Origin of the sequence: Sphaerotilus uruguayifluvii (assembly GCF_013294065.1) — a bacterium.
Classification (GTDB): domain Bacteria; phylum Pseudomonadota; class Gammaproteobacteria; order Burkholderiales; family Burkholderiaceae_C; genus Sphaerotilus; species Sphaerotilus uruguayifluvii.
Window position 1 is genome coordinate 203452 of the sequence record NZ_JABSNM010000008.1, and the last position, 23397, is coordinate 226848.

The 23397-nt window shown below is 68.8% G+C and carries 23 protein-coding genes; 16 read left to right on the top strand and 7 right to left on the bottom strand.

The window, feature by feature from the left end; genetic code table 11:
- Nucleotides 1-13 precede the first annotated feature (13 nt).
- The 10 genes from HNQ01_RS11100 (at nt 14) to HNQ01_RS11145 (ending at nt 8590) form a co-directional block, all read left to right on the top strand.
- Complete coding sequence (locus HNQ01_RS11100) at nt 14-913, top strand: SMP-30/gluconolactonase/LRE family protein (RefSeq protein ID WP_173805487.1); 900 nt, start codon at nt 14-16, stop codon at nt 911-913.
- A gap of 248 nt (nt 914-1161) precedes the next feature.
- The gene (locus tag HNQ01_RS11105; RefSeq protein ID WP_173805488.1) at nt 1162-1683 is read left to right on the top strand and encodes an ATP synthase subunit I; all 522 of its coding nucleotides are present in this window, start codon (nt 1162-1164) and stop codon (nt 1681-1683) included.
- A gap of 34 nt (nt 1684-1717) precedes the next feature.
- Nucleotides 1718-2614 carry a F0F1 ATP synthase subunit A gene (atpB, locus tag HNQ01_RS11110; RefSeq protein WP_173805489.1) on the top strand — a complete coding sequence of 299 codons (897 nt, stop codon included), beginning with the start codon at nt 1718-1720 and terminating at the stop codon, nt 2612-2614.
- 162 nt (nt 2615-2776) lie between these two features.
- Entirely contained in the window at nt 2777-3025 is a 249-nt protein-coding gene (atpE, locus tag HNQ01_RS11115) for a F0F1 ATP synthase subunit C (RefSeq protein ID WP_163456789.1), read from the top strand.
- Between the two features lie 59 nt (nt 3026-3084).
- Complete coding sequence (locus tag HNQ01_RS11120) at nt 3085-3555, top strand: F0F1 ATP synthase subunit B (protein WP_173805490.1); 471 nt, start codon at nt 3085-3087, stop codon at nt 3553-3555.
- Between the two features lie 3 nt (nt 3556-3558).
- On the top strand, nt 3559-4092 hold the full coding sequence (locus HNQ01_RS11125) for a F0F1 ATP synthase subunit delta (RefSeq protein WP_173805491.1): 534 nt from the start codon (nt 3559-3561) through the stop codon (nt 4090-4092).
- A gap of 79 nt (nt 4093-4171) precedes the next feature.
- Complete coding sequence (atpA, locus tag HNQ01_RS11130) at nt 4172-5710, top strand: F0F1 ATP synthase subunit alpha (protein ID WP_173805531.1); 1539 nt, start codon at nt 4172-4174, stop codon at nt 5708-5710.
- A gap of 15 nt (nt 5711-5725) precedes the next feature.
- Nucleotides 5726-6610 (top strand): F0F1 ATP synthase subunit gamma, encoded by an 885-nt coding sequence (gene atpG, locus HNQ01_RS11135; RefSeq protein ID WP_173805492.1) that lies wholly within the window; start codon nt 5726-5728, stop codon nt 6608-6610.
- Between the two features lie 49 nt (nt 6611-6659).
- Complete coding sequence (gene atpD, locus HNQ01_RS11140) at nt 6660-8072, top strand: F0F1 ATP synthase subunit beta (protein WP_173805493.1); 1413 nt, start codon at nt 6660-6662, stop codon at nt 8070-8072.
- 101 nt (nt 8073-8173) lie between these two features.
- Nucleotides 8174-8590: a F0F1 ATP synthase subunit epsilon gene (locus HNQ01_RS11145; protein WP_173805494.1), complete on the top strand. Its 417-nt coding sequence runs from the start codon at nt 8174-8176 to the stop codon at nt 8588-8590.
- A gap of 120 nt (nt 8591-8710) precedes the next feature.
- On the opposite strand, the gene HNQ01_RS11150 is transcribed toward HNQ01_RS11145, so the two are convergent.
- The 3 genes from HNQ01_RS11150 to HNQ01_RS11160 are packed head-to-tail and all read right to left on the bottom strand — an operon-like array spanning nt 8711 to nt 10819.
- A complete protein-coding gene (locus HNQ01_RS11150) occupies nt 8711-9220 on the bottom strand; it encodes a TPM domain-containing protein (protein ID WP_286180701.1) in 510 nt (169 codons plus the stop codon).
- Nucleotides 9221-9255: 35 nt separating this feature from the next.
- Nucleotides 9256-10179: a TPM domain-containing protein gene (locus HNQ01_RS11155; RefSeq protein ID WP_173805495.1), complete on the bottom strand. Its 924-nt coding sequence runs from the start codon at nt 10177-10179 to the stop codon at nt 9256-9258.
- A gap of 7 nt (nt 10180-10186) precedes the next feature.
- Nucleotides 10187-10819, bottom strand: a complete 633-nt coding sequence (locus HNQ01_RS11160) for a LemA family protein (RefSeq protein ID WP_173805496.1) — start codon at nt 10817-10819, stop codon at nt 10187-10189.
- Between the two features lie 135 nt (nt 10820-10954).
- On the opposite strand from HNQ01_RS11160, the gene hemE reads away from it, so the two are divergent.
- The 6 genes from hemE to HNQ01_RS11190 all read left to right on the top strand — a co-directional run bounded on the left by hemE (nt 10955) and on the right by HNQ01_RS11190 (nt 19936).
- Nucleotides 10955-12037: a uroporphyrinogen decarboxylase gene (hemE, locus tag HNQ01_RS11165; protein ID WP_173805497.1), complete on the top strand. Its 1083-nt coding sequence runs from the start codon at nt 10955-10957 to the stop codon at nt 12035-12037.
- 123 nt (nt 12038-12160) lie between these two features.
- On the top strand, nt 12161-14272 hold the full coding sequence (locus HNQ01_RS11170) for a primosomal protein N' (RefSeq protein WP_173805498.1): 2112 nt from the start codon (nt 12161-12163) through the stop codon (nt 14270-14272).
- Nucleotides 14273-14591: 319 nt separating this feature from the next.
- Nucleotides 14592-15845, top strand: a complete 1254-nt coding sequence (locus tag HNQ01_RS11175; protein ID WP_173805499.1) for a GNAT family N-acetyltransferase — start codon at nt 14592-14594, stop codon at nt 15843-15845.
- A 64-nt stretch (nt 15846-15909) separates the two neighbouring features.
- Nucleotides 15910-17187, top strand: coding sequence for a carboxylate--amine ligase (locus HNQ01_RS11180; RefSeq protein WP_173805500.1), 1278 nt, complete (start codon nt 15910-15912; stop codon nt 17185-17187).
- Complete coding sequence (locus HNQ01_RS11185; RefSeq protein WP_173805501.1) at nt 17184-18515, top strand: FAD-dependent monooxygenase; 1332 nt, start codon at nt 17184-17186, stop codon at nt 18513-18515. The genes HNQ01_RS11180 and HNQ01_RS11185 overlap by 4 nt, the downstream gene beginning before the upstream one ends.
- A gap of 152 nt (nt 18516-18667) precedes the next feature.
- Complete coding sequence (locus HNQ01_RS11190; RefSeq protein WP_173805502.1) at nt 18668-19936, top strand: carboxylate--amine ligase; 1269 nt, start codon at nt 18668-18670, stop codon at nt 19934-19936.
- 126 nt (nt 19937-20062) lie between these two features.
- Here the strand turns inward: HNQ01_RS11190 and HNQ01_RS11195 are convergent, their stop codons facing one another.
- From HNQ01_RS11195 to HNQ01_RS11210, 4 genes are all read right to left on the bottom strand, one after another.
- Nucleotides 20063-20599 carry a DUF924 family protein gene (locus HNQ01_RS11195; RefSeq protein WP_173805503.1) on the bottom strand — a complete coding sequence of 179 codons (537 nt, stop codon included), beginning with the start codon at nt 20597-20599 and terminating at the stop codon, nt 20063-20065.
- Nucleotides 20600-20612: 13 nt separating this feature from the next.
- Nucleotides 20613-20822: a hypothetical protein gene (locus HNQ01_RS11200; RefSeq protein WP_173805504.1), complete on the bottom strand. Its 210-nt coding sequence runs from the start codon at nt 20820-20822 to the stop codon at nt 20613-20615.
- A 1451-nt stretch (nt 20823-22273) separates the two neighbouring features.
- Nucleotides 22274-22444 carry a hypothetical protein gene (locus HNQ01_RS11205; protein ID WP_173805505.1) on the bottom strand — a complete coding sequence of 57 codons (171 nt, stop codon included), beginning with the start codon at nt 22442-22444 and terminating at the stop codon, nt 22274-22276.
- A 133-nt stretch (nt 22445-22577) separates the two neighbouring features.
- Entirely contained in the window at nt 22578-23396 is an 819-nt protein-coding gene (locus HNQ01_RS11210; protein ID WP_173805533.1) for a carbon-nitrogen hydrolase family protein, read from the bottom strand.
- Nucleotide 23397 lies beyond the last annotated feature (1 nt).

Consider the following 23397-nt stretch of genomic DNA (forward strand, 5'->3'; position numbering starts at 1 on the left):
GAGATCCCGCTTGATGGACGACACCCCGATCCGCGCTGTCAGCCCGCCCTGCCTGCTGGGCGAATCGCCGATGTGGCACCCGCAGGAGCAGGTGCTCTACTGGTGCGACATTCCCGGCCGGCGCGTGCACCGGCTCGATCCGGTGCGCGGCACGACCGCGGCCTGGGACTTTCCCTGCGAGCCGGCGAGCCTGGCGCCGCTGCTCGGCGGCGGGCTGCTGCTGGCGATGCGCGACGGCCTGTGGCGCTTCGATCCCGCCAGCGGCCAGCGCGAGCGCCTGGCCGAGCCGCCCTACGACCCGGCGAAGGAGCGCTTCAACGACGGCAAGAGCGATGCGCTCGGCCGCTTCTGGGTCGGCACGATCTACGAGCCGCGCGAGCCGGCGCTGGCGGCGCTGTACTGCTGGTCGCATGGCGAGCTCCAGCGCATGGCCGACGGCGTCACCGTCTCGAACGGCCTGGGCTGGAGCCCGGACGGGCGCACGATGTACTGGACGGACACGACCTCGCACACCATCCATGCGCTCGATGTCGACGCACACGACGGAAGCCTGTCGCGCCGGCGCGTCTTCGCCACCTTCGCGCGCAAGCAGGCCGGCCAGCCGCTCGAGGGCTATGGCGGTCGTCCCGACGGTGCCGCGGTCGACGTCGAGGGCTGCTACTGGGTGGCGATGTTCGAGGGGCAGCGCGTGCTGCGGCTGTCGCCCTCGGGCGAGGTGCTGCGCGAGATCCGCCTGCCGGTGCGCTGCCCGACCATGCCCTGCTTCGGCGGCGCCGACCTGAAGACGCTCTACATCACCACTGCGCGCGAGAAGCGTCCGGCCGAGGAGCTGGCCGCCCAGCCGCTGGCCGGCTGCGTGCTGGCGCTGGAGGTCGACGTGCCAGGCCTGCCGGCGCAGTTCGCGCTCGGCTGAGGCTGCGGGCCTCGGGCGCACGTTCGTGGTGCGTCGCCATGAAAGCGGGCTGTCATCGAGCTTGCGCATCATCATGGCGATGCACCGTCAAGTGTGGTGATCCCGCGAATGAATGCACATCGGCAGCGCAGTGTTGTATGCCGTGCACGCTTCAGGGGCGCCTTGCATCCGGTGCGCTGAAACGATGCTGAAACGTCTGAGCTGTCGGGGTTTCCACGTATAATTCGATGGTTTTGCCGAGCAAGCCGATGAACACCGTGAAGACGAGCACGGCCGGGACGTCCCGGTGGCAGGTCGACCTCGATGACCCATCAGCTGAGGACGGCGAAGAGGAATTCAAGAGCCTGACGAGGGAGGAGGCGCAAGCGCTCCGAAGCCGTCTCCCGCAGATCTCTCCGTGGCGGGTGGTGGCGGCGCAAGCCGTGGCAGGCGTGGTGATGACGGTGCTGTGCTGGCTTGTCGTCACCGGGCGGGGAGCGGTCTGGTCCGCGCTTTACGGTGCGGCCACCGTGGTGGTGCCGACCGCGCTTCTGGCGCGCGGCATGGCCCGGATGAACCGGCTGCCGGAGGTGAAGGCGAACGTCGCTGCGTTCAACTTCATGTTCTGGGAGTTCCTGAAGATCGGGATCTCGGTGGCCATGCTGGCAGCTGCGATCCTGGTCGTGCCCGATCTGAGCTGGCCGGCGCTGCTGGTCACGATGATCGTGTGCATGAAGATGAATTGGCTGGCCCTGCTGTGGCGGGGTCGGGTGACAACCACTCGGTCTTAAGACACAAAAGACGACAACCGTTCGAGAGAAGACGATGGCTGCCGAAGAACACGCTGCTGAGCATGCGCCGACCGCGGGGGAGTACATCTCCCACCACCTGACCCACCTGACCAACCGCGTCCAGACCGGCATTGCCGATTTCTCGACCAGCGATCCGGTCCTGAAGCTGGACTCGCTGTTCTTCTCGATCCTGCTGGGCGTCGTGGGCTGCTTCCTGCTGTGGAGCGTGGCCCGCCGCGTGAGCTCGGGCGTGCCGGGCCGCATGCAGGCTGCCGTCGAGTTCCTGGTCGAGATGGTCGACACCCAGGCCAAGGGCATCGTGCACAACGCCGAGTCGCGCAAGGCCGTCGCCCCGCTGGCGCTGACCGCCTTCGTCTGGATCTTCCTGATGAACGCGATGGACCTGCTGCCGCTGGACCTGCTGCCCAAGCTGTGGGCCGGCGTCTACGGCGCGATGGGCCATGACCCGCACCACGCCTACCTGCGCGTCGTGCCGACCGCCGACCTGTCGGTCACGCTGGGCATGTCGGTCACCGTGCTGCTGGCCTGCCTGTACTACAGCATCAAGATCAAGGGTCTGGGCGGCTGGATCGCCGAGCTGTTCTCGGCTCCGTTCCATGCGCACGGCCCGGCCGCGCTGCTGCTGGCCCCGATCAACTTCACGCTGCAGATGATCGAGTTCGCCGCCAAGACGATCTCGCACGGCATGCGACTGTTCGGCAACATGTTCGCCGGCGAACTGGTGTTCATGCTGATCGCCCTGATGGGCGCGGTGGGCTTCGGCTCCTTCGGTGGCATCGCGCTGTGGGTCGGCAACGTCATCGCCGGCACCGCCTGGGCCATCTTCCACATCCTGATCATCACGCTGCAGGCCTTCATCTTCATGATGCTGACCCTGGTGTACGTCGGCCAGGCGCACGACAAGCACTGATCCGGTCCTGAAGCACTCGGATCGATGCCGATCGGCATCGATCTTCCGCGCGAAATCTGTCACAGTCACGCCGGCCCGAAAAGGCCGGCGAGGCCGGAGTCGCGCCTGATCCCCGGTTTCCCTTTCCCTTCCGTCCGTCAACAACCTCTCTTAGGAGCAATCATGGAAAACATCCTCGGTCTCGTCGCTCTGGCTTGCGGCATCATCATCGGTCTGGGCGCCATCGGTGCTTGTATCGGTATCGCCCTGATGGGTGGCAAGTACCTCGAAGCCTCGGCTCGCCAGCCGGAGCTGATGAACGAACTGCAGACCAAGATGTTCCTGCTGGCCGGTCTGATCGACGCGGCCTTCCTGATCGGCGTCGGTATCGCGATGCTGTTCGCCTTCGCGAACCCGTTCGTCCTGAAGTAATCGGTCTTTCTCGTCGTTCCCTGTTCCCCTAAACGACTTACACGAGAAAGGTCGAAGCCGTGAATCTGAACGCAACACTGTTGGCGCAGATCGTGGTCTTCGCGATCCTCTGGTGGTTCACGATGAAGTTCGTGTGGCCGCCGATCACGAAGGCGCTCGATGATCGCGCCAAGAAGGTCGCGGACGGCCTGGCTGCGGCCGACAAGGCCAAGCTCGAACTCGCCAGCGCGAACAAGCGCGTCGAGGAACAGCTTGTCCAATCGCGCAACGAGACCGCCAAGCTGCTGGCCGACGCTGAAAAGCGTGCACAGGCCATCATCGACGAGGCCAAGCGTCGCGCCGAGGACGAAGGTGCCAAGATCGTCGCCGCTGCGAAGGCCGAAGCCGACCAGCAGTCGATCCAGGCCCGCGAGACCCTGCGCTCGCAGGTCGCCGCACTGGCCGTCAAGGGCGCCGAGCAGATCCTCAAGCGCGAGGTCAACGCTGGTGTCCACGCCGAGCTGCTGGCTCGCCTGAAGACGGAGCTGTGACACATGGCCGAGCTCACTACCATCGCACGTCCCTACGCCGAAGCCCTGTACCAGGTCGCCGCGAAGGGTGACGTGACGGCCTGGAGCCGTCAGGTCGCCGCGCTGGCCGCAGTCGCCTCCGACGAGAAGCTGCGCCAGTTCGCCGACAGCCCGAAGGTGACCGGCGCCCAGGTCTTCGACCTGATCAGCAGCGTCGTCGGCATGCCGCTGGAGACCGGCGTGCAGAACTTCCTGCGCACCGTGATCGACAACGGCCGCCTGGTGGCCCTGCCCGCCATCGCCGAGCAGTTCCATGCCTTGGTCAACGCCGCATCCGGCGTGTCCGATGCCGTGATCTACAGCCCCTACCCGATCGCCGGCGAGTCGCTCGCCGAGGTCGTGGCAAGCCTGGAGAAGCGCTTCGCGCGCAAGCTGTCGGCCCGTGTCGAGATCGAGCCGGAGCTGATCGGCGGCATCCGCGTGGTGGTGGGCGACGAGGTGCTCGACACCTCCGTCAAGGCCCGACTCGAACGCATGAAGGTGGCGCTGAGCGCTTGAATCGAATCCATCCTCCGTGTCGGAGCCTGCCGTCGCGCCACCCTGGCGAGGCATGGCTCCACCGGACTGGGAGCAAGCTATGCAATTGAATCCCGCAGAAATTTCTGAACTGATCAAGAGCCGCATCGACGGCCTTGGCGCCGCCGCCGACATCCGCAATCAGGGCACCGTGGTTTCGGTGACGGACGGCATCGTCCGAGTCCACGGCCTGAGCGACGTGATGCAGGGCGAAATGCTCGAGTTCCCGGGCGGCGTCCTGGGTCTGGCGCTGAACCTGGAGCGCGACTCCGTCGGCGCCGTGATCCTGGGCGAGTACGAGAGCATCTCCGAAGGCGACACGGTCAAGTGCACCGGTCGCATTCTGGAAGTGCCCGTCGGCCCCGAACTGATGGGCCGCGTCGTCAACGCGCTGGGCCAGCCGATCGACGGCAAGGGTCCGATCAACGCGAAGATGACCGACGTCGTCGAGAAGGTCGCGCCGGGCGTGATCGCACGGAAGTCGGTGGACCAGCCGGTCCAGACCGGCCTGAAGTCGATCGACTCGATGGTGCCGATCGGCCGTGGCCAGCGCGAGCTGATCATCGGCGACCGCCAGACCGGCAAGACCGCCGTGGCGATCGACGCGATCATCAACCAGAAGGGTCAGAACATGACCTGCGTCTACGTCGCGATCGGCCAGAAGGCTTCGTCGATCAAGAACGTGGTGCGCGCTCTGGAACAGAACGGCGCGATGGACTACACCATCGTCGTCGCCGCATCGGCCTCCGAATCGGCGGCCATGCAGTACCTGTCGGCCTACACCGGCTGCACGATGGGCGAGTACTTCCGCGATCGCGGCCAGGACGCGCTGATCGTCTATGACGATCTGTCCAAGCAGGCCGTCGCCTATCGCCAGGTCTCGCTGCTGCTGCGCCGCCCGCCGGGCCGCGAAGCCTTCCCTGGCGACGTGTTCTATCTCCACAGCCGTCTGCTGGAACGCGCAGCCCGCGTCAACGCCGACTACGTGGAAGCCTTCACCAAGGGCGAAGTCAAGGGCAAGACCGGTTCGCTGACCGCGCTGCCCGTGATCGAGACCCAGGCCGGTGACGTCTCCGCCTTCGTTCCGACCAACGTGATCTCGATCACCGACGGTCAGATCTTCCTGGAAACCAGCCTGTTCAACGCCGGCATCCGTCCCGCGATCAACGCCGGTATCTCGGTGTCCCGCGTCGGTGGTGCCGCCCAGACCAAGCTGATCAAGGGCCTGTCCGGCGGTATCCGTACCGACCTGGCGCAGTACCGTGAACTGGCCGCGTTCGCGCAGTTCGCCTCGGATCTGGATGCCGCGACCAAGCGTCAGCTGGACCGCGGTGCCCGCGTGACCGAGCTGCTGAAGCAGTCGCAGTACGCCCCGCAGCCGATCAGCCTGATGGCGGCGACGCTGTACGCGGTGAACAAGGGCTTCCTGGACGACGTGGATGTCAAGAAGGTCCTGGCCTTCGAATCGGGCATGCACCAGTTCCTGAAGACCAGCCACGGCGCGCTGCTGAAGACGCTCGAAGAGAAGAAGGCCATGGACAAGGACGCGGAAGCGGCCCTGAACGCAGCGATCGCCGCGTTCAAGAAGTCCTTCGCCTAAGCCGGGAGCAGCGTCATGGCGGCAGGCAAGGAAATTCGCGGCAAGATCAAGAGCTTCGAGAACACGAAGAAGATCACCAAGGCCATGGAGATGGTCGCCGCGTCCAAGATGCGCAAGGCGCAGGATCGCATGCGTGCGGCTCGTCCGTATGCGGACAAGATCCGCATCATCACGGCCAACCTGTCGCAGGCGACGCCCGAGTACAAGCATCCGTTCGTGGTGAAGAACACCGGCACGAAGCAGGTGGGCATGATCGTCGTCTCGACCGACAAGGGTCTGTGCGGCGGTCTGAACACCAACGTGCTGCGTGTGGTCACCAACAAGATGCGCGAGCTCGAGGCTGCCGGTACCAAGGTCCAGGCTGTCGCGATCGGCAACAAGGGCCTCGGCTTCCTGAACCGGGTCGGCGTCAAGGTGGTCGCGCAGGCGACCCAGCTTGGCGACGTGCCCCACCTCGAGAAGCTGATCGGCCCGGTCAAGATCCTGCTGGACCAGTACGCCGAGGGCAAGCTCGACGCGGTCTATCTCTGCTACACCAACTTCATCAACACGATGAAGCAGGAGCCTCGCGTCGAGCAGCTCCTGCCGCTGTCGTCCGATCGCCTGTCGCAGTCCGCGGCCGAGAAGCAGGCCCATGGCTGGGACTACCTGTACGAGCCGGACGCCAAGTCGGTCATCGATGACCTGATGGTGCGCTACGCCGAAGCCCTGGTCTACCAGGCGGTCGCAGAGAACATGGCGTCCGAGCAGTCCGCTCGCATGGTGGCCATGAAGGCCGCCACCGACAACGCGGGCACGCTGATCGCCGACCTCAAGCTGGTCTACAACAAGACCCGCCAGGCCGGCATCACCAAGGAACTGTCCGAGATCGTCGGCGGCGCCGCGGCCCTGGGTGGCTGACGCGGGTCCGGGCGACAGACGCAACGAATCAAGATTGAAGGAACGAAAAATGGCGACTACTCAAGCAGTGGGCAAGATCGTTCAGTGCATCGGCGCCGTGGTGGACGTGGAGTTCCCGCGCAACCAGATGCCGAAGATCTACGACGCGCTGAAACTCGAAGGCAGCGCACTGACGCTGGAAGTGCAGCAGCAGCTGGGCGACGGCGTGGTCCGTACCATCGCGCTGGGCTCGTCGGACGGTCTGCGTCGCGGCATCGAGGTGAAGAACACCGGTGCTCCGATCACCGTGCCGGTCGGTCCCGCCACGCTGGGCCGCATCATGGACGTGCTGGGCAGCCCGATCGACGAGCGCGGCCCGGTCTCGATGGAGCTGTCGGCGTCCATCCACCGCAAGGCCCCGGCCTACGACGAGCTGAGCCCGTCGCAGGAACTGCTCGAAACCGGCATCAAGGTGATCGACCTGATCTGCCCGTTCGCCAAGGGCGGCAAGGTGGGTCTGTTCGGTGGCGCCGGCGTCGGCAAGACCGTGAACATGATGGAGCTCATCAACAACATCGCCAAGGCTCACTCGGGTCTGTCGGTGTTCGCTGGTGTGGGCGAGCGTACCCGCGAGGGCAACGACTTCTATCATGAAATGGCCGATTCCGGCGTCGTGAACCTGGAGAACCTGGGCGAGTCCAAGGTCGCCATGGTCTACGGCCAGATGAACGAGCCCCCGGGCAACCGTCTGCGCGTGGCGCTGACCGGTCTGACGATCGCGGAATCGTTCCGTGACGAAGGCCGTGACGTGCTGTTCTTCGTGGACAACATCTACCGCTACACGCTGGCCGGCACGGAAGTGTCCGCTCTGCTGGGTCGCATGCCGTCCGCGGTGGGCTACCAGCCGACGCTGGCCGAGGAAATGGGCCGTCTGCAGGAGCGGATCACGTCGACCAAGGTCGGCTCGATCACCTCGATCCAGGCCGTCTACGTTCCCGCGGATGACCTGACCGACCCGTCGCCGGCGACCACCTTCGGTCACCTGGACGCCACCGTCGTTCTGTCGCGTGACATCGCCGCGCTGGGCATCTACCCGGCCGTCGACCCGCTCGACTCGACCTCGCGCCAGATCGACCCGAACGTCATCGGCGAAGACCACTACACGACGACCCGTTCGGTGCAGGGCATCCTGCAGCGCTACAAGGAACTGCGCGACATCATCGCCATCCTGGGCATGGACGAACTGGCACCGGAAGACAAGCTGGCCGTGGCTCGCGCCCGGAAGATCCAGCGCTTCCTGTCGCAGCCCTTCCACGTCGCGGAAGTGTTCACCGGCTCGCCGGGCAAGTACGTTCCGCTGAAGGAAACCATCCGCGGCTTCAAGATGATCGTCGCCGGCGAGTGCGATCACCTGCCGGAGCAGGCCTTCTACATGGTCGGCACGATCGACGAGGCCTTCGAGAAGGCGAAGAAGATGCAGTGAGCCGGCTGACGGTCGCTGCCCGTTCCCGCCCCGTGCGGGTGGCTGCGGGCGGCGCCGCCACCTCCGTCTCCTGACTCTCTTCAAACCAACGAAGGAACACCATGGCAACGATCCACGTGGACGTCGTCTCCGCGGAAGAGTCGATCTTCTCGGGCGAGGCGAAGTTCGTCGCGCTGCCGGGCGAGAACGGCGAGCTGGGCATCCTGCCCCGCCACACGCCGCTGATCACCCGCATCAAGCCGGGCGCGGTGCGCATCGAGCGCGCCGACAATGGCCAGGAAGAGTTCGTGTTCGTGGCTGGCGGCCTCCTCGAGGTGCAGCCGGACCGCGTGACCGTGCTCGCCGACACCGCGATCCGCGGCCATGACCTCGACGAGGCCAAGGCCCAGGAAGCCAAGCGCAAGGCCGAGGAAGCGATCAAGAACGCCAAGAGCGACATCGACCTGGCCCGCGCCCAGAGCGAATTCGCGATGATGGCCGCCCAGATCGCCGCGATCCAGAAGCTGCGTCGCAAGTGACGAGGTGAACGCCCGCGGCCTGGCCGCAGGCGGACACCGACGACCCCAGCGCCCGCGAAGGCTCACGCCTCGCGGGCGTTGTCATTGGTCCGTGCGCCTCGTGTCGCGCGCGGAGCGCCTTCAGCGCAGGTCGACCTGGTCGGGCAGCTCGTTGATGCGCTCCGGGCCGGCGGCGGCCGCCGGCAGACGGCGCAGCCAGCCGTCGAGCGTGGCGATCGCGCTCTGCAGCGCCTGCTCGTGCCGCCCTTCGGCCAGCAGCGGGCGCATCGCTTCGACCAGCGCCTGCCAGTCGGCCGGACCGATCTGCCGGTGCAGCGCGCGATCGGCGACCACCTCGATCGCGCGGTCGGCCAGCAGCAGGTAGACCAGCACGCCGTTGTTGCGCTCGGTGTCCCAGACGCGCAGCTTCGAGAACATCGCCAGCGCCCGGTCGCGCGGGCGGGCCCGCCCGCGCAGGTAGCGCCAGGGCAGCGCCGCCTCGACGCACAGGCGGATCTGGCCGTCATGGCCCTGTTCGCTGGTGGCGATGGCCTGCTGCAGCCGCTGCAGCGCCGCGTCGTCGAGCGCGCGGCGCACCGCCCGCCGGCCGGTGGCCAGATGGCGCAGCATGCGCAGCACGGTGTCGCTCATCATCCTTGCATTCCTTCCTCCGGCGCCGTCCGCGCTCACCAGCTGCCCGACGAGCCGCCGCCGCCGAAGTCGCCGCCGCCGCCCGACGAGAAGTCGCCGCCGCCCGACGACGACGAGCCGCTGCCCCAGGAGCCGCCGCCGAAGCCGCCCGGCCCGAAGGGGCCGCGCCCGGCCGTCACCCGCGACACCGCCGAGATGAAGGCCATCAGCGCCCCGACCAGCAGGCCCACCAGGCCCAGTCCGATGCTGACCGCCAGCAGGCCGCCGCTGAGCAGCCCGCCCAGCAGCGCGCAGGCGCCGCCGCTGAGCAGCGGCCCGAGCAGGCGCCCGAACAGGCCGACCAGCGTGCGCGCGATGACCGGCACCGCGATCACGCAGAAGACGACCCAGGTGAAGACCTCGTCCTGCCCGGTGTCGGCCGGCCCGTGCGAGCCGCTCTCGCCCTGCGTGGCGGGGGCGGGCAGCCGCTCGCCGCGGATCAGGCCGTCGAGCTGCGTGACTGCCGCGGCGACGCCGCCGGCGTAGTCGCCCTGGCGGAAGGCCGGCGCCATGCGTTCGCGGATGATGCGGCCCGCCACCACGTCGGGAATCGCGCCCTCGAGCGTCCTGGCGACCTCGATGCGCATGCGCCGGTCCTGCACCGCCACGACGATCAGCAGGCCGTCGCCGACTTCGCGCCGGCCGATCTTCCACTGGTCGGCCACCCGGTGCGCATAGGCGGCGATGTCCTCGGGCTGGGTGGTGGCCACCGTCAGCACCACCAGCTGCGCGCCGGTCTCGCGCTCGATGCGCGCGAGCTGCTCGACCAGCGCGGCACGGCCGCTGCCGAGCACGCCGGCCTGGTCGATCACCCGGTCCGACAGCGCCGGCACCGGCTGCAGGTCCTGGGCCTGTGCGCCCAGGGCCAGCAGCAGCAGGCACCCGGCCAGCCAGCGCAGGAAGCCGCGCGCGGTCCTCATGACCGGCTCAGCGCGACGCCGCCGGGGCCGGCTTGTCGAAGCTGACCGTCGGCGGTGCGCTGATCTGGGCCTCGTTGGCGACCGTGAAGCTCGGCTTGACGGGATAGCTGAAGATCATCGCGGTCAGGTTGGTCGGGAAGCTGCGGGCGAGAATGTTGTAGTCCTGCACCGCCTTGATGTAGCGGTTGCGCGCCACGGTGATGCGGTTCTCGGTGCCCTCGAGCTGCACGCGCAGGTCCTGGAAGGCCTGGTTGGCCTTCAGGTTCGGGTAGTTCTCGGTGACGACCAGCAGGCGGCTCAGCGCGCCGGAGAGCTCGCCCTGTGCGTCCTGGAAGCGCTTGAACGCGGCGGGGTCGTTGATCAGCTCCGGCGTGGCCTGGATCGAGGTGGCCTTCGCGCGGGCCTCGACCACCTTCGTCAGCGTGTCCTGCTCGAAGCTGGCCTCGCCCTTGACGGTGGCGACCAGGTTGGGCACCAGGTCGGCGCGGCGCTGGTACTGGTTGAGCACCTCGGCCCAGCCCGACTTGACCTGCTCGTCCAGGCGCTGGAAGTCGTTGTAGCCGCAGCCCGACAGCGCGGCGGCGAACAGCATGGCCGCACCCAGGCGCAGCCATGACCATGAAAAGAGGCGCAGGAACATCAGGGATCCCTCCGAAGGTGTCTTCACTGTGAAAGTGTGTCAGGCTGCGCGCTTCGACACAGGTCAAGACTAGCGCAGCCGGCTGAGGGCGGGATGACGGTCCGCAGGCAGGCGCGCTCCTACAATCCCGCCACCATGCACGCCCCTCTCCTGAACGACAACTTCCTGCGCGCGCTGCGCCGCCAGCCCACCGATCACACGCCCGTCTGGCTGATGCGCCAGGCCGGCCGCTACCTGCCGGAGTACTGCGCCACGCGCGCGAAGGCCGGCAGCTTCATGGGCCTGGCCACCAACGTCGACTACGCCACCGAGGTCACGCTGCAGCCGCTGGAGCGCTATGCGCTGGACGCCGCGATCCTGTTCTCCGACATCCTGACCGTGCCCGACGCGATGGGCCTGGGCCTGAGCTTCCAGGCCGGCGAAGGCCCGAAGTTCGCCAAGGTGGTCCGCGACGAGGCCGCGGTCGCGGACCTGGCGGTTCCGGACATGGCGAAGCTGCAATATGTGTTCGATGCGGTGAGCTCGATCCGCAGGGCATTGAGTGGCCGCGTGCCGCTGATCGGCTTCTCCGGCAGCCCGTGGACGCTGGCCTGCTACATGGTCGAGGGCGGCGGCAGCGACGACTATCGCCAGGTCAAGTCGCTGATGTATCGCCGGCCCGACCTGATGCACCGCATCCTGGCGGTCAACGCCGACTCGGTCGCCGCCTACCTGAACGCCCAGATCGAGGCGGGCGCGCAGGCCGTGATGATCTTCGACAGCTGGGGTGGCGTGCTGGCCGACGGCGCCTTCCAGGAATTCAGCCTCGCCTACACCCGGCGCGTGCTGGCGCAGCTCAAGCGCGACCAGGACGGCGTGCAGATCCCGCGCATCGTCTTCACGAAGGGCGGCGGCCTGTGGCTGGACGAGATCGCCGCCAGCGACACCGATGCGGTGGGCCTGGACTGGACCGTCAACCTCGGCCGCGCCCGCGAGCAGGTCGGCCACAAGGTCGCGCTGCAGGGCAACCTCGATCCGAACGTGCTGTTCGGCACTCCGGAGGCGATCGAGCGCGAGGCCGTCCGCGTGCTCGAGAGCTTCGGCCCGCATGCCGGCCATGTCTTCAACCTCGGCCACGGCATCAGCCAGTACACCCCGCCGGAGTCGGTCAGCGTGCTGGTCGAGACGGTGCATCGCCATTCGCGGGCGATGCGCGCGGCGGCGACTGCCCGTTTTTGAGGCAATCTGTAGAAAGTCCTTGCACGACAAGGACTTGAAACGGCTCGTCAGGACTTCTCTACAGAGTTATCCACAGCTTCGGTGGAAAGTGTCACGGAATATTCACAGCCCGGCCGGACGACCGTGCGGCTGAAGGTGCTGGTGGATCTGCCGCGGCACAGCCGGCTCGATCCGCTGCTGGACTATCTGGCGCCCGAGGCCTGGCCGGCGGGCACGCTGGTGCGGGTGCCGCTGGGCCGGCGCGAGGTCTGCGGCATCGTCTGGGGCCCGGGCGACGAGGCGGCCAGTCCGGACGGCGAGGGCGCGGCGGTCGCGCTGCGCGAGATCGCCCAGGTGCTGGACGCGCTGCCGCCGCTGGGCGAGGCCTGGCGCCGGCTGGCGGCCTTCGCGGCCGGCTACTACCAGCGCAGCCTCGGCGAGGTGGCGCTGGGCGCGCTGCCGCCCGATCTGCGCGAGCTCGACGCCACCCAGCTCGCGCGCCGGCTGCGCCGCAGCGACAAGCTCGACCGGGATGCCGCAAAGGCCGCAGCGTCCCCGTCGGCCGATCCTGCCGTCGCCGCTCCGCTGCCCGAGCCCTCCGCCGAACAGCGCGAGGTGCTGGCGCAGCTCGCGGCGATGCCGCCCGGGCCGGTGCTGCTGTTCGGCGCCACCGGCAGCGGCAAGACCGAGGTCTATCTGCGCGAGGCCGCGCGGGTGCTCGAGGCCGGCGGCCAGGTGCTGGTGCTGGTGCCCGAGATCAACCTGACGCCGCAGCTGGAGGCGCGCTTTGCGGCGCGCTTTCCCGGCCGGCGCCTGGTGTCGCTGCACAGCGGCCTGACGCCGGCGCAGCGGCTGCAGGGCTGGCTGGCGGCGCACCTGGGGCGCGCCGACCTGGTGCTGGGCACGCGCATGGCGATCTTCGCCCCGCTGCCGCGCCTGGGCCTGATCGTGATCGACGAGGAGCACGACCCGTCCTACAAGCAGCAGGAGGGCGCACGCTACTCGGCCCGCGACCTGGCGGTCTGGCGCGGCCGATCCGAGGGGGTGCCGGTGCTGCTCGGCTCGGCCACGCCCTCGCTGGAGAGCTGGCACAACGCGCTGCCGGCGGCCGAGGGCGGGGCGGGGCGCTACCGCCGCCTGGACATGCCCGCGCGCATCGGCGGCGGCGCGCTGCCGCGGGTGCGCACCGTCGATCTGGCACGCATCGCCGCGCAGTTCGGCAAGCGCGCGGTCTACAGCCAGCCGCTGGCGCCGCCCCTGGTGGATGCCATGCGCGAGCGCCTGGAGCGCGGCGAGCAGAGCCTGGTGCTGCTGAACCGCCGCGGCTACGCGCCGGTGCTGCACTGCACCTCCTGCGGCTGGAAGAGCGACTGCGCACACTGCAGCGCCTGGCGGGTCTTCCACCGCAGCGACCGCACGCTGCGCTGCCACCACTGCGGCTTCTCCGAGCGCGTGCCCTTCGCCTGCCCGAGCTGCGGCGACCCGGACCTGCAGCCGATGGGTCGCGGCACCGAGCGGCTCGAGGAGCAGATCGCCGAGCTGCTGCCGGGGGCACGCATCGGCCGCATCGATGCCGACACCACCCGCCACAAGGGCAGCCTGGAGAGCCAGCTCGCGCAGGTGCACGACGGCGAGATCGACGTGCTGGTCGGCACGCAGATGGTCGCCAAGGGCCACGACTTCCGCCGCATGACGCTGGTGGCGGCGGTGCAGGCCGACGCGGCGCTGTTCTCCAGCGACTTCCGCGCCCCCGAGCGGCTGTTCGCGCTGCTGATGCAGGCCGGCGGGCGCGCCGGGCGCGATGCCGAGCTGGCCGGGCGCAGCGAGATCTGGCTGCAGACCTGGCATGCGGCGCATCCGCTCTATGCGGCGCTGCGCCGGCACGACTACCCGGCCTTCGCCGCCGCGCAGCTGCTCGAGCGCGAATCGGCGGCGATGCCGCCCTACGCCTTCCAGGCCCTGCTGCGCGCCGAGGCCCGCAGCCAGCAGGCCGCCTGCGCCTTCCTGGATGCGGTGTCGGCGGCGACGCTGGACTGGCCCGAGGCGGCCGAGGTGCTGATCTTCCCGCCGGTGCCCGCGCCCATCCAGCGCGTGGCGGATGTCGAGCGTGCGCAGATGCTGCTCGAGGCCTCGTCTCGCCAGGCGCTGCACCGGCTGCTGGCGCGCTGGCAGCCGGTGCTGGCCGAGGCGGCTGCTGGTACCGGAGAAGCCCGAATCCTGCGCTGGGCTCTCGATGTCGATCCGCTTTCGATCTGAGCGCTGATTCCGTCGCGGACCGAGCAGAGTTCACGCCAGGGCGTGGTGATTTGCCACGCTTGTCAACCGGCTTCAGTCTGGCTTAAGCTTGGCGCAACGTCTGGGTTACAGACACTTACTCACGGGGGTGGCCGGTGCATCCGATCCCTGAGATCTGGGGTACAACCCTCGTCTGCCAATCCACGCGCAGAGGCACGCCCCCGTGCACAGGGGGGGCCGCAGCCGTTCAGAGGGGGGAGTCGTGGGATCCATCGACAAGAACATGGTCAGTCGTCATCAGCCGTTTCAGGGGGGCGCCCCGTCGGCGCCGCGTGCACACATGGCTGGCGTGATCCAGGCCGCGCAGGAGCGGCCGAGCGGGGCCGCCGGCCGCCTCGAGGTGCGCTGGCGCCGCATCGAGGAGCTCGACGAGCGTGACCTGCAGGCCTGGGCCGGGCTGGAATCGCGTGCCGCCGAGCCCAATGTCTACCTGTCGCCGAACTTCGTGCTGCCGGCGCTGCGCCATCTCGATGCCGGTCTGCGGCCGGTGATCGCGTGGATCGAGGCCCGCGAGGGCAGCGGCCGCGAGCTCGCCGGCGTCGGCGTCTTCCGGCGCAGTCCGGGCAGCCGCAGCTTTCCGTGGCCGCACCTGAGCGCCTACCTGTCCTGCCACAGCTTCCTCGGCGGGCTGCTGCTCGATGCCGAGATGCTGGACGCGGCGGTCGCTGCGCTGATGCGCGCCATCGGCGGCCTGTCGCCCTGGCAGGGCCTGGTGCTGCCGAAGACCGACTGCGACGGCGTGCTGGCGCAGGCCCTGGAGCGCCAGACCGGCGCGCGCGCCCTGTCGATGCTGCGCCTGGGCCCGCAGGAGCGCGCGATGCTCGACATGAGCCGCTGCGGCGAGGACATGCTGCGCGAGCTGCTCGGCAAGAAGCTCAACGAGGTCAACCGCTGCCGGCGTCGCCTGGCGGAAATGGGCGAGCTGAGCTGGCACTGCCTCGGCCAGGACGGTCCGCTGCCGGAATCGGCGGTCGAGAACTTCCTGCACCTCGAGCACCAGGGCTGGAAGGGCGAATCGGGCACCTCGGTGCGCTCGGTGCCGGCCGAGGAGGCCTTCTTCCGCGAGATGGTCGCGCGCTTCGACCGCGAGGGCCGGGCGCTGTTCACCGAGCTGAGGATCGACGGCCGGGCGGTCGCGTCGACCTGCAACTTCGTCTCCGGCACGATGGGCTTCGCCTTCAAGGTGGGCTGGGATCCGGAGCTGCGCAAGTTCGGGCCCGGCATGCTCAACGAGATCGAGTTCATCCGCCAGGGCCGCGAGCGCTGCCCGAACCTGACGATGTTCGAGAGCGGCGCGTCGGCCGACTCCTTCATCAGCAAGCTGTGGCCCGGGCGGCGCCATCTCGGCGCGCTGCTGGTGCCGGGCAACCGGATCGCCAGCGCGGCGATGCTCGCGGCCGAGCGGCTGCGCCAGTCTCGCCAGTCGCGCCGGCTGGCGCAGGCCGAGGCCGATGCGCCGGCGGACACACCTGATACGCCTCCGAACCAATCTTCGGCCGAAGGTGTGACTCAGGTCACTGCAGCCCGTACCTGAGGCGGGCACAGTCCGGCCTCGGGGTCCCCGACAATCCCGGGGACACAAGAAACCGGAGCCGCCCATGTCCCGACCGATCCTTCCCGTCGATCCGTTGCCGTGCGTGGTGCTTTCCTGCATCGGGGCGGTCGAGGGTGACATGAACGTGGTGCGCGCGCTCGGCGCGGTCGGCATCCCGGTGATCCTGATCGGCGAGCATGAAGCGCCGCCGGCGAGCCTGTCGCGCCACTGCTGCGAGTTCATCCGCGTGCCGGACTTCGCGCGCATGCCCGAGCGGCTGCGGGACGTGCTCGAGACGCTGGCGCAGCGCCACGGCGAGCCGCTGCCGGTGATCCCGTCGGCCGATCCGGACCTGCAGGCGATGCTGACGCTGCAGGAGCAGGGCGCCACCTGCTTCGTGCCGACCTGGCCGGAGGCGGCGCTGACCCGGACGCTGATGGACAAGCAGGCCTTCGACCGGCTCGCGGTCGCGCAGGCGCTGCCGGTGCCGCTGGGCTTCGCGCCCGAGACGCTGTCCGAGGCGCGCGAGGCGTCCGAGCGGCTGCGCTATCCGGCCATCGTCAAGCCGGCCACGCCGGTGGCCTGGTGGCACCAGACGGCGCTGCCGGCGTCGGTGCGTCGCGCCAAGGCGATCCGGGTCGAGTCGGCCGACGAGCTGATGGCGCTGTGCGCGCAGCTGCTGCCGCTGCGCGCGGCCACGCTGGTGCAGGAATTCGTCGACGGCCCCGACGAGGAGCATTTCGACGTGCACGCCTACATCGACCGCGAAGGCCGGGTGCAGGCGGTGTTCGGCGGGCGCAAGTGGCGCATCTGGCCGCCGCACGCCGGCAGCGGCTGCTTCGTCGAGAGCCTGGACGAGCCGGCGCTGGAGGCGCAGGCGCTCGAGATCCTGCAGCGCATCGGCTTTCGCGGCATCGCCAACATGAACTTCAAGCGCGACGCGCGCGACGGCCGCTTCGTGCTGCTGGAGATCAATCCGCGCGTCAGCCAGTGGGGCATCCTGACGACGCGCTGCGGCGTGAACCTGCCGTGGCTGGCCTGGCGCGAGGCCTGCGGGCTGTCGATGCCGCCGCAGCCGCTGCGCGGCCAGGCCGGGCGCTGGTACGTCAACGCGCTGAAGGACTGGCACGCGATGCGCCAGTACCGCGCCGAGGGCCTGCTGGGCCCGCTCGCCTGGCTGCGCTCGCTGCTGCACCGGCCGATGGTCTGCCAGACGTTCAGCGTGTCCGACCCCTGGCCGGCGATGAAGCTGACGGCGCGCTGGATCGCGGGGAAAATGCGGTCTCGGTCCCGGCCTGCGCCGGCGGTGACCGAGGATGCCCACAAGACCCGCCATCGATGACTGCCGCCTCCGAGACCGTTCCTGCCGCTTCCTCCTCTTCCTCCCCGTCCGCGCCATCAGCGCCATCAGCGCCGCTGCATCTGGCGGTGATCGGGGCCGGCCCGGTCGGGCTGGCGCTGGCGCTGCATGCGGCGCGGCGCCTGCCGCAGGCGCGCATCTGCGTGCACGACCGCCTGCCCGCCTCGCATGACGTGACCGCCGACCCGCGCACGCTGGCGCTGTCGCAGGGCAGCGTGGTCGAGCTGCGCCGGCTCGGCGTCTGGGACGCCATGGCCGAGCAGGCCGAGCCGATCCGCTGCGTGCATGTCTCGCAGCAGCAGCCCGGGCTGATGGAGCTGCTCGGGCGCGGCGCGGCACCGGCGCTGCGCATCCGCGCCGAGGACGAGCGCGTCGAGCAGCTCGGCGCGGTCATTCCCTACGGCCGGCTGGTCGCGCCGATGCGCGCGGCCTGGCTGGCGGCCTGTGCGCGCGAGCCGCAGCGCCTGTCTGCACCGTGGGGGCGGCCGGTGCTGGACGTGCGCACCGTGCCGGCCGGCGTCGAGGTCGACCTGGCCACCGAGCTGCCCGGCGAGGGCGCGGACCCCTCCGGCGAGCGCGGCCGGCTGGTCGAGACGCACCATCTGGCGGTCATCGCCGAGGGCGGCGTCTACACCGAGCAGGCGCGCCGCGCCGTCACCCGCGACTACCGCCAGAGCGCCTGGGTCGGCACCGTCGAGGTCGAGGGCGGCGAGCCCGGCTGCGCCTACGAGCGCTTCACGCCGCACGGGCCGGTGGCGCTGCTGCCGCTGCCCGGCCTGATCGAGCGTCCGGGGCAGGCGACGCGTCGGCGCTTCTCGCTGGTCTGGTGCGTCGACAGCGGCGACGATCCGGTCGTCGGGCTGGACGAGGCGCAGCGGCTGGCGGTGCTGACGCACCTGCTGCCGGGCGAGGTCGGACGGCTGGCGGGCATCGGGCCGCTGAAGTGCTTCCCGCTCGGGCTCAATGCCGAGCGCACGCTGGTGCGCGGCCGCACGGTGCGCATCGGCAACGCGGCGCAGACGCTGCACCCGGTCGCCGGCCAGGGCCTGAACCTGGGTCTGCGCGACGCGCACGAGCTGGTGCGCCGCCTGGCCGCCAGCGACGACGTGGACCAGGCGCTGCGCCGGGTCGAGTGGCAGCGCGCGCCCGACCGCTGGGCGATGATCGCCGCCACCGACTTCCTCGCCCGCAGCTTCACCTGGAACCTGCCGGGGCTGGGCACGCTGCGCGGCTCGGCGCTGGCGGCGCTGGAGCAGGCCGGGCCGCTGAAGTCGCTGCTGGCGCGCCACATGATGTTCGGCCGGCGCTGAGCGCATGCGTGGCGAGGGGGCCCGTGGCGTGCAAATGCACCGCGCCGGGCCCTCGGGATCGCGGCGGTCCCCGTGTTGAGGGGACGACGCCGCACGATCCAGCGGCGACGATCGCGTCGCAGTCTTTCATTTCAGGCCAGCGCGACACCGTCATGAACCCGCTCCGTCCGACCTCCACGAATCCGCTGCCGGCCGTCGTGCTGGCCTGCCGAGGCGCGCCTGGCGCCGACCTGAACCTGGTGCGATCGCTGGGGCGGGCCGGAGTGCCGGTGATCGTCGTCGGCGAGTACCCGTTCCCGCCCTCGGGCTACTCGCGGCACTGCATCGAGTTCATCTGCGCGCGCGACTTCACGCTGCAGCCCGAGCGGCTGCTGAAGGTGCTGCGCGAGCTGCGCATGCGCCACGGCCAGGCGCTGCCGGTGTTCGCGTCGGCCGATCCGGACCTGCGCGCGCTGGTGGCGCTGCATGCCGATCTGGTCGGCACCGCGCTGTGGGTGTCGTCGTCGCCGGACATGATCGCGCGGCTGCAGGACCAGCGCCGCTTCGCCGAGCTGGCGCGCCAGCACGAGCTGCCGGTGCCGGCGCTGCACGCGCCGCGCACGCTCGAGGAGGTCGAGGCGCTCGGGCGCGTGCTGGCCTATCCGGTGGTGGTCAAGCCCTCGCAGGCGGGCAGCTGGCACCGCCCGGGCATCGACCCGGCGCTGGCGCGGCGCTGCGCGGTGCGCATCGACGATGCCGACGCGCTGATGCGGCTGTGCTGCCAGCTCGCGCCGCAGGGGCTGGAGCATCTGGTGATCCAGGACCATGTGCCGGGCGACGTGGACGAGCAGTGGACGGTGCATGCCTGCATCGCGCGCGGCGGCAGCCCGGTGCTGGTGGCGACGACGCGCACGCTGCGCACCTGGCCGGCCGACTTCGGCGCGGCCAGCCATCTCGAGACGGTGTCGATGCCCGACCTCGAGGCCGAGGCCGGCGCGATGCTGCGCCGGCTGCGGCTGCGCGGCATGGTCTCGATGAACTTCCGCCGCGACCCGCGCACCGGCCGCATGTGGCTGCTGGAGATCAACCCGCGCGCCAGCGGCGCGAGCCTGCTGCTGGCGCGTGCCGGCATGAACCTGCCGGCGCGGGTGTACGACGAGGTGTGCGGCCGCGCCGCGATGCCGCCGGCGGTGCACTGGCGCACCGGGCTGCGCTACCGCCACGGCCTGGCGGACCTGCACGCCTTCCTGGTGCGCCGCCGCGAGGGCCGCGAGGGCTGGCTGCGCTACCTGTTCTCGCTGCTGCACCCGCGCACCGTCTTCCGGGCCTTCGATCCGTCCGACATGGGCCCGCCGGTGCAGATGAGCACCGACTGGCTGCTGCGCAAGCTGCGCGGCAGCGGCCGCTGGGTGTGGAGCCGGCTGGGGCAGGGCGCGGCCTGACGCTGGACGCCAGCCCCCCCCCTCGTCATCCTCGCGCAGGCGAGGACCCACGCCCGCCAAAACCCGTCATCACCCCGCGTGGGTGCCCGCCTTCGCGGGCATGACGGGTCGCAGGAGCCACGCGCCCTAGAAGCTCGACCCCGGCTGCTGCAGGAACGCCAGCTCCTCCGCGCTGGAGGTGCGGCCGAGAATGGCGTTGCGGTGCGGATAGCGGCCGAAGCGGTCGATGATGGCCTTGTGCTGCAGTTCGGCCTGGTGATTGGCCTGCGGCGCCTGCGTGCGGAACAGCCGCTCGGCGTCCTGGTGGATGCGGGCCGATTCGCTGTGCATGTAGGGCATGTACAGGAAGGCGCGGCGCTCGACGGGCAGCGCCCGGTCCGCGCCGGCGCGAACCGCCTCCTGCGCCAGGGCCAGCGCCATCGGGTCGCAGGCGAAGGCCAGCGGCGTGCCGCGGTGGATGTTCCGGGAGAACTGGTCGAGCACGATGATCTCGGCCAGCCGCCCGTCCGGCTGATCGCGCCACGCGGCCAGCTCGCCCGCGTGGGCGGCCTGATGCAGCGCGCCGAACTGCGTGCGGATGCGCTCGTCCAGCGCGGCGTCGACGCGCCACCACTGCGCGGGCTGCAGCTCCTCGAACCAGAACGACAGAATGGTGCTGTGCATGGCGGGCCCGTTCCTAGCGTTTCTTGCGGTGAGCCGATTTTGCCGTCAGGCCCATGGCCTGGGTCCAGAACGAGAAGAGGCTGCTGCCGGCCTGGGCCGCGGCCGCGCTGGCGTTGCGCCGGGCCTGACGGGTCGCCTGACCCCGCGCGGTGTTCGCCACGCTGTTGGCGGCGCTGAGCCACATGCTCATGAACGGGTTCTTCTTCAGCCAGGGATTGGACATGGCAGGTTCCTCGTGCGGGCCGCGTGACGACCTCGGGTTGACGATCTCTCGGGCGCACCTCGGGTGCGTCGCCCAAGTCTCGCTTCGCCGAGGTGTCGGCGCGATCGGCGGGCGTCCGGTTTGCGCGTAGGCCGGAACGCTATGGGCTGGCTGGGGCGCGATTCGGCCATACGAACCGAACGACGCCTCGCGCCATGACTGCTGCCTGGGTACGAATCGCAGTGCCGCTCCGATCGTCACCAGCGCAACCCTGGCCAAGCTACTATTTTCTATGCCACCACTGCGAGCCTAGGAATGCGGAACGGCATAGACGTTCTGCGATATTTTCTGTGGGCTTATCTGATTTTTTCTAATATAAATATTGGCGATGTTTGTTTTATTGCTTCGTCAAACATTAATCTGTGCCCATGGATGGTGCACATTATGTTTTTCCCGTTCTGGGTGATAATGTATGTCCCGTCGGGGACTGGTTCTCCTGTCTCGGAGTAGACTAGTTCGGAAAAATTTTCGGATTGATTTTCCAGCCCGTTTTTGTCATTGTATTCTATGGGCCGCATTTTCTGTACTATCTTGACTTCGTTCATTTTGTCTTGTTCCTTCCGCGAATCGACATTGGTGTCGATTTTTTTGGGGTTTTGGTAGGGTGGTTGTGAAAAATTTATTGGCGCCCTGAAAAATAAATTTTTGACGAGTAATTTAAGTGCGCGACCATTTTGTGGAGTTTTCATGCAATCGCGGTAATAAAATAACTTGTCGGGCGGTTTGGGTTGCTGTGTTTGCCGCTGCTCGATGGTCTTAATGGCATGACTATATATTGAGCTGATAGCCGCGCGCTAAAGCCAGGTTTGCGTAGCTTCCATCTGTGTAACTCAGGACCGGGACAGACATCCCTGCAATCTTGAATCCTCGATGTCTGGTTGGTCCATAAACTGCGAGAATATTTGCTTTATCGACTTGATCAATGACGCCAATAACGAAGCCCTGTGGCACCGCCGTTGCGGACCATGTCCCTACCGTAGATGCATCCATCCATTCGCAGAACAGTTTGTATGGCGTTGGTAAATTGTTTCCGTTCTTGTCCAGCCTCAGTGAGGGAGGGAGCATCGACGACACAACCGCTCCAAAAATTGTCGCCGATGGGTTCGTGCCGATGAATTTATTCCAGACTCGAATGTGCATCGTATGGCGCTCCTGAAATTATTTGCAATCGCTGCTGACCCTGCAAATTTAGTTGTGTTTTGATGCCTGAAATTTTATTTCAAATTGGGCGGCAGGGTTCGACGTTGACGCCGTCGTTGTAATGGCGGTTGGCAATGGTGATCGCGAGAATTTTTTGTGGCCCTGTGAAGCTGCGCAGGATGTGATGAATTTATCACATCGGCCGCTGCTCCAGCGCCGGCAGCCGAATGCGGATTTCGGCCGCCACCAGCCCGAGCAGCCAGCCCCCAAGCTCAGCAGTTGCCCTTCTTGGCCTGACCCGGAGGGCAGAACTTGCCCTGACCGCCGCCGCCGCCCGAGTCGTGCCGGCCGGCCGGGTCGATGACGACGGAGCCGGCGGGCGTGTAGACCGCGCAGCCGGTGAGGGTCGAGGCGAGGAGCGCCAGGGCGATCAGTGCTTTCATGGAATGGGCCTTTCTGTGACGTAGGAAATGGACCCGCCCAGTCTAGGCGCGCGGTGTGCGGCAGGCCGGACGCGGCTTTTCATTCGCCCGCGTTCGGGGGCGTATTTGGCGGATCCGCGGCCCGGCCGGCCGGTCAGAGCCGCCGATGCTCCAGCGCCGGCAGCCGGGTGCGAATCTCGGCGGTGCGCTGCTCGTCCAGCGTGGCGACGACGATGCCTTCGCCCTCGGGGAGTTCGGCGACGATCTGGCCCCAGGGGTCGACGATCATCGAGTGGCCCCAGGTGCGGCGGCCGTTCTCGTGCTGGCCGCCCTGCGCGCTGGCCAGCAGCCAGCACTGGTTTTCCACCGCGCGGGCGCGCAGCAGCAGTTCCCAGTGCGCCTGGCCGGTGGGCCAGGTGAAGGCGGCGGTGACCACCATCAGGCTGCACGGCGGGCTGGCGAGCTGGCGGTACAGCTCGGGGAAGCGCAGGTCGTAGCAGATGGTGATGCCGGTGCGGTGCGCGCGGCCGTCGCGGGCGGTGATGTCCAGCGCCAGCGGGGCGTGGCCGGCGCGCAGCGTCGCGGCCTCGTCGTGGCGGCGCTCGCCGTCGTCGAAGCGGAACAGATGGATCTTGTCGTAGCGCCCGGCGCGCCGGCCCTCGGGGTCGAAGACCAGCGTGGTGTTGGTGGCGTGATCGGCGTCGCCCGGCACCGCCAGCGGCAGCGAGCCCGCCACCAGCCAGACCCGGTGGCGCGCCGCGATCTGCGCCAGCCGGCGCTGGATCGGCCCGTTGCCGTCGGGCTCGGCGATGGCCAGCTTGTCGCGGTCGCGCAGGCCCATCAGGCAGAAGTATTCCGGCAGCGCCACCAGCTCGGCACCCTGCGCGGCAGCCTCGGCCACCCGCGCCTCGGCGCGGTCGAGGTTCTTGTCCGGGCGCGGGCCCGAGACCATCTGGACGGCGGCGATCTTCATG